The sequence below is a fragment of the Marisediminitalea oceani genome (genome assembly GCF_003731635.1).
Lineage (GTDB): Bacteria > Pseudomonadota > Gammaproteobacteria > Enterobacterales > Alteromonadaceae > Alteromonas > Alteromonas oceani.
The window spans coordinates 57,863-73,937 of record NZ_RCUA01000078.1; the positions used below are offsets into that span (position 1 = coordinate 57,863).

Below are 16,075 nucleotides of genomic sequence, written 5' to 3' on the forward strand. Positions count from 1 at the left end.
TTGTCTGATTTTTTCAAGCTGAATCATACCAGTGATCGTCTTCGCTGACGATACACAAAGCCTATTCAGCGTGCTGTGGCTCCGGCGCCAGACAAAAATAAAGCCAGCTAAGCTGGCTTTATTGGAATCACGTAGGTGAAGTAGTATTAGTTGGCCACCACATCAGTATTAGTGATGGGTAATGCCTGTGCTTCAGACTTGATAAAACCACCCACCTGCAATTGCATCTCGCGGGTAACCGCAGGGTCGGCAGCCGGGCTTAAGCTGGATGCATGCGCACCGCTGTTAAAACGTACCTGGCCACTTACCGTCCCCGTCTCCGAGGAGATAGTAGAAGTCACCTGCTCAAGGCCAATCATTGCAGCCATTGGGTGCTGACCCGCTAACGGTAGTGAAGTCACAACAGGGTTAACCTGATCCGGCAGATTCTCACCACCATCACCCACTACCGACATAAAGTGCACTGGTGTGGTAGCGCCAAGCATTCCGGCATAAGCAGTCGGGTCCCCGGCGTCGAGGATGGTTTGGGCGGCAAAGTTAAACTGCGCAAACAACGCTTCAACTTCTGCTCTGGCATCAGCATCCAGCAGTGCTACGAAATCGGTGTAGGCCTGACGAAGCTGGGCTTCTGTGGCGTTTTCGCCATAAACCTGGCCAACGTAAGCAACAAAGTCTTCCGACGATTCACTCAGTAACAGGGCTTTAATTAACGGCCCGAAGTCCGGTGACTCCATCAGGAAGGTAGCAATACCACTGGCCGGTGACTCCAGTGAGGCAGCGTTAATAGCAAACATGCCGTCAAGGGTATCATTACCCAGAGAGCTGTTTGCCATAGCAGCAAAGTTAGCGCCGGTAATGGCTCCCAGTGAAACGCCCATTACAGACACTTTTGACACATCCAGATCAATGGCCTGTGTCGCCGTCATATCCGCTACAGCATTTAAACCAAGGCGTAAGCCCAGCAGATCGGCCATGCCCTGACGAACGTTATCTCGAGCAGTAGGCAGTGAAGCCAGATTCATAAAGTGAGTTGGTGATACCGTGGTTGCACTGATATCATCGGTGCCATCACCGTTTACATCAAAGCCACGGCTACCATGTAAAGGTAAGTCAATGGCAACAGAAGCAATACCGTGCAGAGACAGAGTACCGCTGATAGCCATCATTTGCTCTTTTGTACCGGTAATACCATGCACCAGCATAACTACCGGCCAGCCGGCATCAGGTTTGCTGATTGGGAATCCCAGGGCAGTAGCAATGGCCGGATCAGGAATAGTGACCTGTACTTCCAGCGGGTTTGCCGCAATGGTGGTTTGCGGGATGGGGCTGTAACGGGTAACGTTACGCGCATCATCAATCATTTCGCCGTTCACACGCAGATCAGACAAGCCAACCTGGGTACACATTTCGTAGTTCGGACCAGGCTCAGCCATGGCCAGTACTTCAGCCGGTGCACCAGCCAGCACGATGCCGCTGTCACAGGCAGCATGCCAGAAGTCGTTAACCGGCGCGAGTGGATTGGTCATCGACGGAACCGGCAGATAATACGGCAGCGAAACAGAACCAGTGTAGCGCTGAGCCGCACAGAATGGGCCGGCTTCGGCAGCAAAAGACTGTGAAATTCCCGCAGCGACGGTTTCCATGCCACCCCAGTAAGCGCTTAGCTGACCGGATAAGGTGCCAAAAATGCCATCACAGGTTTGTAGCAAACTGAAATCAGTGGCATCGATAGCCGCCTGAACCTGAGCCGATTGCCCCTCTTTGGCCAATGCCAGCGCACCATCAAGCGTTGCACTGCTGATCAGGCCAAGTGCTTCCATGGCATTGTCCGGACCCGCTGCATCCTGCACCTGAACAATCGGCAGAGCCGTAGCCGGATTGCCCTGACCGGTGGTAAGAATTTGTACCAGATCGGCAACCAGCAGTTGCTTAACCGTGCCCATCACATCTACTGTTGACTGGGTTGTGAACGCAGACACATAAGTAATGTCTTCACGCTCATAACCCGCACCAAGTAGTGGGGTGATATAGGAGTTTACCAGTGTTTGTAAGGTCAGCTGATCTTCGGTAGCCAGTGGTGCAGTGTTGATATCCTGACGCACCAGATCCCAGGTAGTAGACCCCTGCACTGCTTTACCTGAAGTATCTTTTAGATCGGTGGTCATTACCAGCATGTAACCAGAAGCTGGTTTAAGCGGCTTAAGCGGCACAACACTTACGGTGTCGTCATCAACCAGTGACAATACGTAATCAACGCCGTAGGTGAGCTGATCGCCCAGCTTACAGCCAGATGAAGGGATGGCTGCCGCCGCACACTCAGGGTCGCTCTGATCAAGGCCTAGAGTTGCTTCAAATAAATGGATACCGGCCGACAAGGTAGAAGCGTCCAGTGCCACACCTGCCGAGGTTTGCACATCAATGGCAAAAGGATGCTGAATAGACCAGCCATCAAGAATATTCAGGGCATTCTGGGGGTCGCCGAAATCTGTTGGATCGGCTACCGGAATGTTCAGTGTGTAGTCAAAGAAGCCATCATCACCAGGTAACATTAATAAATCGTTTGGAATATTCAGCTCGCCGTTGGCCGGGTCAAATACTATACGAGAAAATGGCGTGTCGACTTGGGTTTCGTTATTAATGTCGTCAATGGACTCACCGCCACCGCAACCGGCTAACCCCAGTGCCAAGGCCACACTGGTGCTAAGGATTAGTTTTTTCATTATATCTCCCTACAAAACGGATTTTTGTTATTCTGGCTCATGATAAGTCCGACAGCTTTTGTGAAGGCTAAATACCTTGATCGCTGGGCAAATATCGAACAAGTACGACCAGTTACTAAACACATATTATTTTCTTTACGATGATTTTGCAAAATATTGTTAACTTTTTGTAACCCATTCTTGTAAATAACTGTAAAAACGTCAATTTATACACCTATCGTAGTAACTTATTTCAACTACGTAAAAGAATCGGTTTACATAAAACAGGATATTTGTATCATCACAGCACTTTTGCGCCCTAAATGCTGGGTATGATGAGAAAGTTTAGCAGGAAACTTGATTTATGAACGACTACATCGCACCGGACCACTTACTCAGTGGTAAAACCATTCTCATTACTGGCGCCGGTGACGGCATCGGAAGACAAGCTGCAATCAGCTATGCTACCCATGGCGCTACCTGCATTCTGCTGGGTAAAACGGTTAGCAAACTGGAAGCAGTGTACGACGAGATTGTCGCGGCCGGTTATCCCGAGCCAGCGATTATACCGCTGGATTTAAATGGCGCTACCCCGAAACATTATCAGGATATGGCAAATACCATTAGCGACCAGTTTGGTGTGCTCGATGGCATATTATTTAATGCCGGCAAGCTTGGTCACTTAAGTCCCTTCGCTCAGATACCAGTGGATGAGTGGCAACAGGTCATGCAGGTAAACCTCAACAGCGCCATGTATATGCTGCAGCCACTACTTCCACTATTACTCAAGGCCGAGGCCGCTTCGGTCATCTTTACCAGTTCCTCAGTGGGTCGCAAAGGCCGCGCGTTCTGGGGCACCTATTCGGTATCGAAGTTTGCCACTGAAGGCCTGATGCAGGTATTAGCCGATGAGTACAAGAACAAACCTCTGCGGTTTAACTGTATTAATCCGGGCGCCACACGCACAGCTATGCGGGCTAAAGCATTCCCGGCCGAAGATGCTGAGACACTGAAAACCCCGGCCGATATTATGCCGCTGTATTTATACCTGATGGGTTCAGACAGCCAGGAGGTAAACGGTCAGTCACTGGATTGTCAGCCTAAATAACCCGCTATTCACTTAAGTGACTAACTACAAATACCAAAAAGCCCCGCAATGCGGGGCTTTTTAATAAGTAAAACTAACCTACAGCAAATAACTGGCTTAATCGCCAATCTTAGCCCAGGTATCACGCAAACCAACAGTCTGGTTAAAGACCAGTTGCTCAGACGTGGAGTCTTTATCCAGACAGAAGTAACCGGTACGCTCAAACTGCCAGCTACCTACTTCCGGTACACGACCAGGCAGGCCAGGCTCTACCCATCCTGATTTAACAATCAGGCTGTCCGGGTTGATAGCGTCAACGAAATCATCTTCCGCAGCCGGGTTAGGCACGTTGAACAAACGATCGTATAATCTGAACTGCGCAGCTTCACCGCTGGCTACATCTACCCAGTGGATAACACCTTTAACCTTGCGACCGTCTGCCGGGTCTTTACCGAGCGTGTCCGGGTCATAGGTACAGTAAACCGTGGTCACATTACCCTCTGCGTCTTTTTCAACGCGGTTGGCTTTCACCACATAAGCGTTACGTAAGCGGACTTCTTTATCCAGCACCAGACGCTTGAATTTTTTATTGGCGGATTCGCGGAAATCTTCTGCCTCAATCCAGACTTCGCGGCCAAAATTAAGGTTACGCGTACCCATAGACTCATCATTAGGATGGTTGGGGGCAGTCAGTGTCTCAGACTCACCTTCCGGATAGTTTTCAATAACCAGTTTAATTGGCTCGAGTACAGCCATAGCGCGGGGCGCATTGACGTTGAGGTCGTCGCGAATACAGGCTTCCAACATGCTCATTTCAACCATGTTGTCCATCTTGGTTACACCAATACGCAAGCAAAACTCGCGCACAGAACCCGGTGTATAACCGCGGCGACGCAGGCCGGCAATGGTTGGCATACGGGGGTCATCCCAGCCAGCCACATGCTTTTCTTCAACCAGTTGAATAAGACGGCGCTTACTTAATACCGTGTATTCCAGGTTTAAGCGGGAAAACTCATACTGATGCGGCGTGCAGTCGATGGTGATATTTTCGATGACCCAATCGTATAAACGACGGTTATCCTGAAACTCCAGCGTACACAAAGAATGAGTGATCCCTTCAATGGCATCCGAGATACAGTGGGTAAAGTCGTACATCGGGTAAACGCACCACTTCTCGCCGGTTTGATGATGATGGGCAAACTTAATCCGGTAAATAACCGGGTCACGCATGCACATAAACGGCGACGTCATATCGATTTTAGCACGCAGCGAACAATGCCCTTCCGGGTACTCGCCGGCAGTCATTTTAGCAAATTCCTGCAGGTTGGTCTCGATGCTGGTGTCACGATACGGGCTGTTCTTACCCGGCTCAGTCAGCGTGCCACGCATTTCACGCATAGCTTCCTGGGTACTGAAGTCCACATAGGCCAGGCCTTTTTCGATAAGCTCCACGGCAAAACCATGTAACTGATCGAAATAATCAGAAGAGTAACGCGCCTCACCATCCCATTCAAAACCGAGCCATTTCACATCCTGCTGGATGGAATTAACAAATTCGATGTCTTCTTTGGCCGGATTGGTATCGTCAAAACGCAGGTTACAGCTGCCCTGATAATCCCTGGCAATACCAAAGTTCAGACAGATGGATTTAGCATGCCCAATGTGCAGGAAGCCGTTTGGCTCTGGAGGGAAGCGCGTTTTGATGCTCGTGTGTACCCCGTTAGCGAGGTCTTTATCAATAATTTGACGGATAAAGTTGGTCGGACGGTGTTCAGTCTCGGCCATTCGCGGTGCCCTCTTATTATAATGTTTAAGTTAAATACGTGATGAAGCAGAAGAAAAAAGCTATGCTAATACTACTTCGTGTTTAACAAAAGTATATCACTGTCTTAGGGGTGCTAACCAACACTACTTACAATTCAGTGCAATAAAACGGGTATCGCACAGATATTAATCAACGCGGACTCATCGGTTAAATAATAATATGAACTATAATAACGACGCATGAAGCATAAACCGACCTCTTTTGACATTGCCCACCTCGCCGGCGTGTCGCAATCCACGGTATCCAGGGCATTGAATGACAGTCCGCTGGTCAATATCGCAACCCGCCAGAAAGTGCAGGAAATCGCCCGCGAGCTTAATTATCAGGTAGATAAAAACGCCAGTAATCTGCGCCGTCAGCGCAGCAGCACCATTGCGTTATTGCTGTTTGAGGATCCGACTTCAGATGATTCGCTGGTGAACCCTTTCTTTCTGGCCATGTTAGGCAGTATTACCAAAGCCTGCGCCGCTAAGGGATATGACCTGCTGGTGTCGTTTCAGAACCTCGATAATAACTGGCAGGCAGAGTACGAAGACTCTCATAAGGCCGACGGGCTGATCCTGCTCGGTTACGGAGACTATCGCTCCTATGCCGGTAAACTCAGTCAGTTACACCAGCACAATACGCATGTTATGCGCTGGGGAGCACCCGTTGAGCAATGGCCCGGGATCTCTATTGGTTGTGATAATTTTAGTGGCGGGCAGTCTGTTACCCGTCATTTACTCTCCCACGATTACCGCTCGTTTGCGTTTATTGGCGATATCGGCGACAAAGCACCTGAGTTTCAGAGTCGTTACGAAGGCTTTCTCAGTGCGCTGGATAAACATCACACTCATCTTCAGTACGATGCTATCTCTTCTGAGGAGGCTGGTATTGAGGCGGCAAAGCATTTATTGGAAACCACTTCAGCACTGCCCGATGCCATTGTGTGTGCGGCAGATATTATTGCAGTGGGAGTGTTGCAGCAGCTTAAAGAAGCCGGGATACGAGTACCAGAGGATGTTGCGGTAGTCGGTTTTGACAATATTCAGTTAGCAGCGTTTACCACCCCCGGTCTGACCACCGTGCAGCAAAACACCGCCCAGGCTGGCGAAAAACTGGTAGAAAATCTGTTGTTAGCGATTGATGGCCATCCAACGGATGACCATTTGTTGCCAACTAATCTGGTGGTTCGTCAGTCTTGCGGCTGCGACATCAAATAAGGCCGGCCACCTTACCGCTACTGACGGCCCATCTGGTTCAGTAGAGCCCGGGTAAATGCCGAGTTACTGATCGGCTGATTGCGCACATACACCCGCACTGAGTGAGCCGGTACCGTGCTGGCCAATGTGCCATTTTGTGCTTCCGCTACCTTGCCGGTTAATTGCTCCTGCCATTGGCCCTGTTCAACAAATTCATCGGCAGTCATGGTGACCGGCGCATCGCCTTTATTCAGCATGACCAGAGCAATCTGGGTTTTATCATTCTCCACCAGCACCCGGTAGAACATGGCCTGGTTGCCTTCCATCGCAAGATTGTATTGCAGGCCCCGTTGTAAAGCTGGCGTGGTTTTGCGTACTTCTGCAATGGATTTTAAGGCCTGGCGAATAGGGTTTTCACGCTGTTCGTTGAGTAGCGCCTGGCCAATAAAGTTGCGGTTACCGGCGTGTTCAGCAGTACCGCGCATAAAGGCAAATTCAGAGCCCTGATAAACCACCGGGATCCCACGGGCAGTAAACAGCCAGTTATGGGCGTCGATAAACCCTTCATCACTGGCATTCATTCGCGCCATATCATGGTTGTCATAAAAGGTCGTGAGCTCGTAAGGGTTATGGTACGGGCCGTGGGTCAGGTACAGGTGTTCAGCTAATTGGGCAAAGCTGCTGTCAGCTTTTTCAAACACATTTACCATTGCCTTTTGTAGCGGGAAATCCAGCACCGCTATGCCCCCATTTTTGGGCTGCGTGTGCTGAGCGATAAAATTTGCGTCGTACTGAAAGCTTTCACCAAACATGTAAAAGCCCGGATGCTCAGCGCGGATCCGCTCCGCCATAGTTCGCCAGAAGCTATGCGAAACATGACGAATGGTATCGATTCTGAACGCGTCAGCGCCCTGCTCTATCCAGTACAAATAACTGTTGATCAGGTAATCCTGCACTGCCGGGTTATGCTCATTGAGATTGGATAGTTTGACCAGATCCGGGTACGGATGAAAGAAAGCATGCAATGGTTCTGTTTGGGGCGACAGCTCCTCAGGGGCCAGATTCATGTGATCGGCCACCAGCTCGCCTTCTGCGTTATACAACTCGCCGTAGCCTGGCTGATCAACGGGCATTGTCCAGCTTGGGGTGCCATGATTGGCAACAATATCAAATACGGTTTTGAATCCCTTTGCGCGCATGGCACCGGTAAAGTCAGCATAACTCAAAGAATCGCTGACCAGGTGCTCGTCGGGCTTATAAAAATTGGTTGCCCAGTAGCCGTGATAGCCGGTTTTACCGCCGTCTTTAAACTGGCCGCCATAGGTGATTTGCTCATCCCCGGTGAACGCTTCATCCGGATTATCCAGTACCGGTGATAACCATACCGCCGTAAAGCCCATATCGGCAATATAATCAGCGTTATTTAGCACGCCCTGTAAATCGCCGCCCATGTAGCCCACGTTGGCAAATTTGCCATCGGGGCCATCGAGGCGCAATTGCCAGGTTGGGTGTTCGCCGCCTTGCTGTTCATGATTGTTGGTAGGATCACCATCCACAAAACGGTCGGTCAGAACAAAATAAATGGCTTGCGCCGCAAATGGCTCTTTGGTGCCATAAATTTCTTCCTGCACTACCTTATCAGTGGTGCTGCAGCCAGTCAGTGATAGAGCAAGCAGCACTGATGCTGCGGGTATAGTCAATTTCATAAGAGCTATTATCCTGTGGTTCTGACGCCGAATCCGGAAATTAAAAACATCGCCAGTACCCCAGCTAGCAACGGAGTACCGGCGATAACAATGAGAAGCGTCTCATCATTGGAAAAAGTATGCAGTATGTGGCTGTAACCTTGCTCACCTTTTCGCGCAATAGCGGTGCGTAACAGCCTGTTAACAATGATTTAAATACTAACGGCAGTTGGCCGGAACGCCAACTTTGTGCATACGTATTCACAGGATTAATGCAAAAGGACATGTTTATCTTCAAAGGTACGAATATTGCTTAAGTATTGTTTAAATAAAGGTTAATTTTAAATTTACTGCTGCGGTTGGTAGAGCAGATTTGCCTGACACAATCTGCTTTAAAGGGTGACATTTTGGATACAGGCTGGTTATTGTTCGCTGCGATTTTAGTTTTTTGCATGCAGGCGGGCTTTTTATGCCTGGAAACGGGCAAAGTACGTAGCAAAAACAGCATTAATGTGGCGGCGAAAAATCTTTCAGATTTTATCGTCTCGTCGATATTATTCTGGATGTTTGGTTTTGCCATCATGTTTGGTCAGTCCAGCATGGGTTATTTCGGTACATCTGAGTTCCTTTTTGGTGCAAACCACTCTCCCTGGCAGTACAGTTTCTTTTTATTCCAGCTGATGTTTTGTGGCACAACCGCGACGCTGGTATCCGGCGCGGTAGCCGAACGGATGTCCTATCGCGGCTATCTGATCATCACCATAGTGTTGTGCACGCTTATTTACCCCTTCGTCGGTCATTGGGCGTGGAGCTCGTTATACTCTCCACAAAATCCGGGTTGGCTTGAAAGCCTGGGCTTCTTTGATTTTGCCGGCTCAACCGTAGTGCACTCGGTGGGCGGCTGGGTTAGTCTGGCTGCCATCATCGTGCTCGGAGCGCGAGCCGGGCGCTTCGACGATAATCATACATTCCCCGCTGGTAGTAATTTGCCCCTCTCCGTACTGGGTACCCTACTCATCTGGCTTGGCTGGTTTGGCTTCAACGGAGGCAGTACCCTGACTCTCAATGAGCAGGTACCAGTCATTCTGGTAAATACCTGTCTTGCAGCGGCTTTTGGCGGGCTTAGTGCCAGTGCTTTGTTTGTCAGCCGGCATCGGTTCCTGGACGTGAGCATAATGCTCAACGGCGTCATAGCGGGCCTGGTTGCAATCACCGCCAGCGCCAATGTTGTTGAACCGGCTTCAGCGGCACTGATTGGTATTATCGCCGGGCTGGTGATGTACGGCGGCGAGCGCCTGATGCTAAAAATGCGTCTCGATGACGCTCTGGGTGTAGTACCAGCACACTTGTTTGCCGGTGTTTGGGGTACGCTAGCCTTAGCGTTTTTCCATCAGTCTATAACCCTATTTTCTGACGCTTTCTGGGCGCAATTAAGCAGTCAGCTCATCGGCATAACGGTAGTCGGCCTGTTCAGCTTTACCCTCGCCTGGCTGGCACTGAATTTAATTAACCGTTTTATACCGCTGCGGGTGAGTGCTGAGCAGGAATACCTGGGTATGAACGTCACTGAGCACAATGCCACTACCGAATTGCTCGATTTACTCAACTCAATGCACATTCAGGAACGCCAGGCCAATTTTAACCAGCGGGTGCCGGAAGAGCCGTTTACCGAGGTAGGCCAGATTGCCAGACAGTACAACCGGGTTATTGAGCGCGTTCAGCATGAAATGACACAGCGGGACTCCCTGCTAAGCGATTTTAAAAGCAGCGAAAAGCGTAAGAGCGCGATCCTCAATTCCTCGATGGACAGTATCGTTACCATCAACCTTGAGGGTAAAATTATAGAATTTAATCCGGCAGCAGAACGCACCTTTGGTTGCTTACAGGCCAAAGTGATTAATCGCAACTTTATTGAGCTGTTTATTCTGGAAAAAGATCGCCCCTCGGTGACAGAAAGCCTCAACAGTAAATTTGTTGCCTCCAGTGGCCTGCTCATTAACCGCCGCAATACGCTGATACTGCGCCGTTCCACCAGCGATACCTTCCCGGCGGAGATTACCATTACCGGTACGACTTTCGGCAGCAGTATAAGCAATGAGTTTACCCTGCATATCCGTGATGTAACGCGCCAACGCCGATTGCAGGAAAAATTGCGCGAGCTGGCCTACAGCGACCCGCTCACCGGATTATACAACCGCACCTATTTCCTCGATGCCTTACAGATTGCCCTGCGCAACATTCATCAGGATTCTGACTCCGTAGCCGTGTTTTTTCTGGATCTGGACCGCTTTAAAAAAATTAACGACACGCTGGGCCATAAAGCCGGTGATGAACTGCTAACCGAAGTCGCCGCACGTTTAATTAACGTTACCCGGGAAAGAGATACCATTTGCCGCTGGGGCGGTGATGAATTTGTGATCATGATGACGGGTAATCACGATGAAACCACGGTGGTTACCAGTGCCACCAAAATACTCCAGGTTATGCGTGAAGCGGTAAACCTGGGCGGCCGGGATCTCAAAATCCCTACCAGCATCGGCATCAGCATCACCAGCGACGCTAATTGCCAGCCTATGACGCTTATCCAGCAGGCCGACATTGCTATGTACAACGCCAAGCAGGCTGGGCGGGATAATTTTAAAATATTTGAGCTGACCATGGCCCGGGATGCATCAGATCAGTTTAACTTCGAGCAAACGTTGCGTCAGGCTATCCAATCAGCCCATCAGTTTGTCATGTTTTATCAGCCTAAAGTAAATCAGCATCGCGAACTGGTTGGCCTTGAAGCATTGGTGCGGCTTGAACTCAGCCCGGGTAAATTCACCTCACCGGCTGAGTTTATTCCGGTAGCAGAAGAATCTGGCCAGATCATCGCCCTGGAAGAACTGATCCTGCGACTGGTCTTTGCACAACTGGCCAGCTGGCATCACACTTATCCCCTGACGCCACGGGTCTCGATTAACCTGTCAGGCATTCACCTGCTGTCAGACACCTTTCTGCCGTTTTTGAATCAGTGCATGGAAGAGTTTGCCATTCCTGGCGCCTGGATTGAGTTTGAAGTCACCGAAAGCGTGTTTCTTAACGATATTGAACGCTGTATTCAAGTGTTACAGGTATTGCAGGGAATGGAAATTGCCATCTCCATTGATGACTTTGGCACCGGCTACTCCTCGTTAAACTACCTTAAAAACCTGCCGGTGGATGTGCTGAAAATCGATCGCTCCTTTGTATTGGAGTGTGCCAGCCAGAAGGAAGATGCCAAAATTTGTTCTACTATTATCGAACTGGCTTCGACCCTGGGGCTCAGTACCATCGCTGAAGGGGTTGAAAACCACGCTCAGTTTGAGTTTCTGGCCACCCACGGCTGCGATAACTTCCAGGGCTATCATTTTTACCGCCCCTTATCGGTAACACGCATCGATGAATTGCTGGCCACCACACTCGAGGTGTCGGAGACTCACTGATCCAGGCGTAAGCGATTATTGGTGTCCCGGCTGGTCCGGATTAATTCCAGCGAGCTGTCATAGTCACTTTTCGCCAGTCTGTCATAAAGTAATACATTGACTGTGGCGGCCAGATTAAGACTGTTAAAGGTAGGGATGTACACTACGTGGTCACACTTCGCAACGAGCGAAGGCTCCATACTGCCGTCTTCAGGACCAAACAGATAAAAAGCATTATCCGGGTGAACGAATTCGGGTAAGGGTGTTGCGCCTTCCACCAGCTCAACCCCTACAACAGTGGCGCCGGACGGAATAACTGTTTCCAAATGGTCAACGCCAACCGTGGGGATCACGCGATGATAGGCTTTGGTATCAGCATTAAATTCCTTAGCGTGACGAAAACGCTGGCCGGTATAAAACACACTGCTAACACCAAAGCAGCCGGCGGCTCGCAGAATACTGGCAACATTGGTCGCTGATTTCGGGTTTTGTAACCCTATAGAAACGGCACGATACACGCTTTACCTCCTGTCTGAAGAAGCAAGCATTTTAGTCGGCTGAGACAAAATCACAACAACCATTACAATCCAATAGCGCTTTATCAGCGTAGTTATGAGGTCGGGCAATTCCTACAGACAGTCGGGAAATATTTGCCCGCGGTACCAAACCATCATCAACACGCCATCATTCAAACTCCATATACCCCCTATTTTCAATAAGTTACAAATAAAATTCCGACCAATCAAACGGTACAATTCCTGCAACCACTCTTGGTTAACTATCATCAGGTCCTGATATTAACTGACAAAATTTCAGCGACACTGATTTATCAAGGATAAGGGTAATCAGGGGCTTACTATGACCAAGCAAAATATTTTCGAACCAGGTAAGAATTGTTGGCAGGAAACTCAGGCCTGCTATTCCAGCCCGCTTATCGACTGTGCTAACTACTACCGGGCCTTGCATTCAAGTATTTGTAAAGCTGAAAAGCAAATCATCATCGTTGGCTGGGATATCGACAGCCGTATTCGTCTGCTTCATGGGGAAGAGGAAGAACAGTCTGAAGCCCCTTCACGGATTGGCGACCTGATCAGGTGGAAAGCCGAGCAGAACCCTGACCTCAAAATCTATCTGCTACGCTGGGACTCGTCCTTTGCATTTTTCGATCAGCGTGAAATGTGGGCGCTGGAGGTTTGGCAGGATAAAACACCAGAAAACGTTCAGGCTATCCTTGATGACTCTATTCCCATGGGCGGCTCGCAACACCAGAAAATCGTTCTCATCGACAACGAAGTGGTATTTTCCGGTGGTATGGATGTGGCATTACACCGTTGGGATACCCGTGAGCATAAAATTGATGAACCAGGTCGCAACGGTCCGGACGGAGAATATGGTCCGTTTCACGACGTGCAAATCGTGTCCAGTGGTCCGTTGGTAAAACATTTTGCCGAGCTCGCACACTGGCGCTGGAACCGCATTGCCGAAAAACCCATCGAGTCTATTGGGTTTCCTGACACCGACATGGATGATTTGCCCAGATGCTGGCCGGACGGCGTAAAGCCCTGCTTTACCAACGCCGATTGCGCTATCGCACGGACCATTCCGGAAATGGAAGACACCGAGCTGGTTCAGGAAGTGCGCCACATGCTGATCAATCTCATTGGTCAGGCAGAGAAATTTATCTACATTGAAAACCAGTTTGCCACCCGTGAAGAGATTGCTTACGCCATTAATAAGCGCATGAAAGAATGCCCTGACCTGCACGTGGTCATTGTTAGCTCTTACGATCCAAAAGGCTTGTTTGAATCTGAAGCTTACTGGGCGAGCCGTATTACGTTTAAGAATATTATCGAAAAAGATATCGATGACGATCGGGTAATGATGACCTACTCGTCTATCCGCGATCAACAAGGCCGCATGGCTTACAAACGTGTGCATTCAAAGGTAATGACCATTGATAACCAGTATCTGGTGATTGGCTCATCGAACCTGAGTAATCGCTCAATGACACTGGATACCGAGGTCGATCTGGTCTTTCATGGCAGCACGGAAGAGAACCAGCGCTGCATCGAATTTGTTCGCAACGATCTGCTGGCAGAACATACCGGCCGGGAGACCGACCAGATGCAGGAACTGATCGACAGTGATGCGCCGGTAACGGCCATTATGGAAGGTCAGTTAGCCCACGGCTATGTGCTCACAGAAATTGATGACAGTGAATTTACCACCGCGTCGGAAACCAATGTGTTTCGGAGTATTTCTGATCCGGAGGAGCCGCTTGGTCCGGCAATACCGGATTTTCATGGTAAATTCAGTGCCATTACCAATCCTCGTCGCCGGACCATTATGATTAGCCTGGGAGTTATCATTCTGGCGCTGATAGCCGGTGCGCTGATCCTAATCAGTAATACCGTCCCGTGGCTCGATGGCGACCGTATTCAGGCCTTCCTGGAAGAAAGTCGCGGTACGTACTTTGCCTTACCGACCGTATTACTGGTGTATCTGGTGGGTGGTCTCCTGTTCTTCCCGGTTACCGTGCTATCTCTGGCGGTGGCTGCCATTTTCGGCCCGATATGGGGTCCGATCTACGGCATCATGGGCGCCCTGCTGAGCGCCGGCACAACGTTCCTGCTGGGTAAACTGTTAGGTAATGCCGGACTACGCAAGCTGGGTGGCCCTAAAGTTGAGGCGGTTGATGAGAAGCTGAAAAAAAGCGGCATCATTGGCGTTGCAGCCATTCGCATGCTGCCGGTAGCTCCTTTCAGTCTGGTGAACCTGGTGGCCGGTATTTCATCTATCACACTGATACAATTCTTAATTGGCACCTTTCTGGGCATGGCGCCCCAGATGGTTGCGAAAGGCCTGGTAGGTGACTCTATCATGCAGATTTTCAGAAACCCTTCAGCCGAGACTGTAAGCTATCTGGTAGGTGGCCTGGTGTTCTGGCTGGCAATGATTATTGGCTCGCAGAAAGCGGCCAAAATGTATCAGGCGAAAAAAGAAGAGGCAAAAGAAGAATCTGAAGAATGTATCGCTTAATTACCTATAATCTGCATAGCGGCGTCGGCCGGGACGGCATTCAGGATTATGCCCGCATCGGCCGCTTTCTGGTTGAACAGGACCCCGACTTTGTATTACTTCAGGAAATGGATACCCGCGCTGCTGAGCGCGACGTAAACGATGATATCAGTGCAATTTGTGCTGACGGTAAATACATGTTGATACCTGCGCCAACGGTGACTACCCAACATGGCTGGTATGGCAATGCTATTCTCACCCGCCATCCGGTTTTGCACCGCCAGCAGTTTAATATCAGCGTTCCCCGTCGCGAACCGCGCACCCTGCAACATGTTGTGGTGACGCTGGACAAACAGCCGCTTAGTCTGCTGAACGCCCATCTGGGACTCAAAAAGAAAGAGCGCGCCTATCAGGCCAGACGATTGCACGAGATCATGCTAACTATTAATGAGCGGAATCAGATGCCGGCCTGCCTGGGTGGTGATATGAACGAGTGGTGGCTAAACACCCGGCTATTTAAACGGCTTGATCATACTTACCATCAGCTTCGCACGGGCAGAAGCTTCCCAAGCCACCTGCCCCTGTTCAAACTGGACCGGTTATGGACCAGTCCTGAGCTCAGAGTAAACCACTGTGACCGGTTAACAGGTAAGAGCTATCGCCACTACTCTGATCATTTAGCAGTTAAGGTGGATTTTGAGATTAACCCGCCTACTGAATAAAGTAGGCGGTGACTTTCAACTGTCCTTGCTCTTCTGTCAGGACCAGGATCTCGCTAAGTGAACTGGCTTTCTCAAACTCACTGGCAAACTTTAGTACCCAGTATTCCCCGTCGGGCAAACCGCTGAACTTCTGGCGTTTGCCGTAACCAGTGAGATTACGGTTGGTTAAATCTCCCAGTTTGCTGCGGGTTCCTTTTAGTACCTGATCCCACTGCGAGGCGTCAATACGTTGTTTAAAACCCTGACTGGCATATTGCCAGGTCTGGTAGTAGCGACCGTTATCCAGTAATTCCAGCCAGGTATAGGCGGGCGCCAGATCCATCTGGGGCTCATTAGCATAAGACGGCCAAAACGCCATCAAACACCAGCTAACTAATAGTAAACGTGCGAACCTGCGCATTATCATTTCCCCAAA

10 protein-coding genes are annotated in these 16,075 nt (G+C 49.8%); 5 read left to right on the plus strand and 5 right to left on the minus strand.

All coding sequences use genetic code 11. The features are described 5' to 3' along the window. Positions 1–146 precede the first annotated feature (146 nt). Positions 147–2,720, minus strand: coding sequence for a VolA/Pla-1 family phospholipase (locus D9T21_RS19685; protein WP_123326893.1), 2,574 nt, complete (start codon positions 2,718–2,720; stop codon positions 147–149). Between the two features lie 343 nt (positions 2,721–3,063). Between D9T21_RS19685 and D9T21_RS19690 the strand changes: the two genes are divergently transcribed. After that, positions 3,064–3,807: a YciK family oxidoreductase gene (locus D9T21_RS19690; RefSeq protein WP_123326894.1), complete on the plus strand. Its 744-nt coding sequence runs from the start codon at positions 3,064–3,066 to the stop codon at positions 3,805–3,807. Positions 3,808–3,903: 96 nt separating this feature from the next. Here D9T21_RS19690 and glnS read toward each other — a convergent pair whose 3' ends face one another. Further along, on the minus strand, positions 3,904–5,571 hold the full coding sequence (gene glnS, locus D9T21_RS19695; protein WP_123326895.1) for a glutamine--tRNA ligase: 1,668 nt from the start codon (positions 5,569–5,571) through the stop codon (positions 3,904–3,906). Positions 5,572–5,790: 219 nt separating this feature from the next. On the opposite strand from glnS, the gene D9T21_RS19700 reads away from it, so the two are divergent. Further along, positions 5,791–6,813 (plus strand): LacI family DNA-binding transcriptional regulator, encoded by a 1,023-nt coding sequence (locus D9T21_RS19700; RefSeq protein WP_123326896.1) that lies wholly within the window; start codon positions 5,791–5,793, stop codon positions 6,811–6,813. A 17-nt stretch (positions 6,814–6,830) separates the two neighbouring features. On the opposite strand, the gene D9T21_RS19705 is transcribed toward D9T21_RS19700, so the two are convergent. Further along, on the minus strand, positions 6,831–8,498 hold the full coding sequence (locus tag D9T21_RS19705) for an alpha-amylase family glycosyl hydrolase (RefSeq protein ID WP_123326897.1): 1,668 nt from the start codon (positions 8,496–8,498) through the stop codon (positions 6,831–6,833). A gap of 386 nt (positions 8,499–8,884) precedes the next feature. Between D9T21_RS19705 and amt the strand changes: the two genes are divergently transcribed. Beyond that, positions 8,885–11,941 (plus strand): ammonium transporter, encoded by a 3,057-nt coding sequence (gene amt, locus D9T21_RS19710; RefSeq protein WP_123326898.1) that lies wholly within the window; start codon positions 8,885–8,887, stop codon positions 11,939–11,941. On the opposite strand, the gene D9T21_RS19715 is transcribed toward amt, so the two are convergent. After that, a complete protein-coding gene (locus D9T21_RS19715; protein WP_123326899.1) occupies positions 11,935–12,438 on the minus strand; it encodes an RNA methyltransferase in 504 nt (167 codons plus the stop codon). The two genes, amt and D9T21_RS19715, sit on opposite strands and share 7 nt — an antisense overlap. Positions 12,439–12,778: 340 nt before the next feature. On the opposite strand from D9T21_RS19715, the gene D9T21_RS19720 reads away from it, so the two are divergent. Next, positions 12,779–14,959: a VTT domain-containing protein gene (locus D9T21_RS19720; protein ID WP_123326900.1), complete on the plus strand. Its 2,181-nt coding sequence runs from the start codon at positions 12,779–12,781 to the stop codon at positions 14,957–14,959. Continuing rightward, positions 14,947–15,660 (plus strand): endonuclease/exonuclease/phosphatase family protein, encoded by a 714-nt coding sequence (locus tag D9T21_RS19725; RefSeq protein ID WP_123326901.1) that lies wholly within the window; start codon positions 14,947–14,949, stop codon positions 15,658–15,660. Before D9T21_RS19720 ends, D9T21_RS19725 begins: the two co-directional genes overlap by 13 nt. Here the strand turns inward: D9T21_RS19725 and D9T21_RS19730 are convergent. Next, positions 15,650–16,060 carry a DUF4019 domain-containing protein gene (locus D9T21_RS19730; RefSeq protein WP_164464771.1) on the minus strand — a complete coding sequence of 137 codons (411 nt, stop codon included), beginning with the start codon at positions 16,058–16,060 and terminating at the stop codon, positions 15,650–15,652. The two genes, D9T21_RS19725 and D9T21_RS19730, sit on opposite strands and share 11 nt — an antisense overlap. Positions 16,061–16,075 lie beyond the last annotated feature (15 nt).

Coding starts and splice junctions, on each gene's coding strand:
- D9T21_RS19685 (WP_123326893.1), bottom strand. CDS start 2,720: ATGAAAAAACTAATCCTTAGCACCAGTGTGGCCTTGGCACTGGGGTTA.
- D9T21_RS19705 (WP_123326897.1), bottom strand. CDS start 8,498: ATGAAATTGACTATACCCGCAGCATCAGTGCTGCTTGCTCTATCACTG.
- D9T21_RS19720 (WP_123326900.1), top strand. CDS start 12,779: ATGACCAAGCAAAATATTTTCGAACCAGGTAAGAATTGTTGGCAGGAA.
- D9T21_RS19725 (WP_123326901.1), top strand. CDS start 14,947: ATGTATCGCTTAATTACCTATAATCTGCATAGCGGCGTCGGCCGGGAC.
- D9T21_RS19690 (WP_123326894.1), top strand. CDS start 3,064: ATGAACGACTACATCGCACCGGACCACTTACTCAGTGGTAAAACCATT.
- D9T21_RS19700 (WP_123326896.1), top strand. CDS start 5,791: ATGAAGCATAAACCGACCTCTTTTGACATTGCCCACCTCGCCGGCGTG.
- D9T21_RS19730 (WP_164464771.1), bottom strand. CDS start 16,060: ATGCGCAGGTTCGCACGTTTACTATTAGTTAGCTGGTGTTTGATGGCG.
- glnS (WP_123326895.1), bottom strand. CDS start 5,571: ATGGCCGAGACTGAACACCGTCCGACCAACTTTATCCGTCAAATTATT.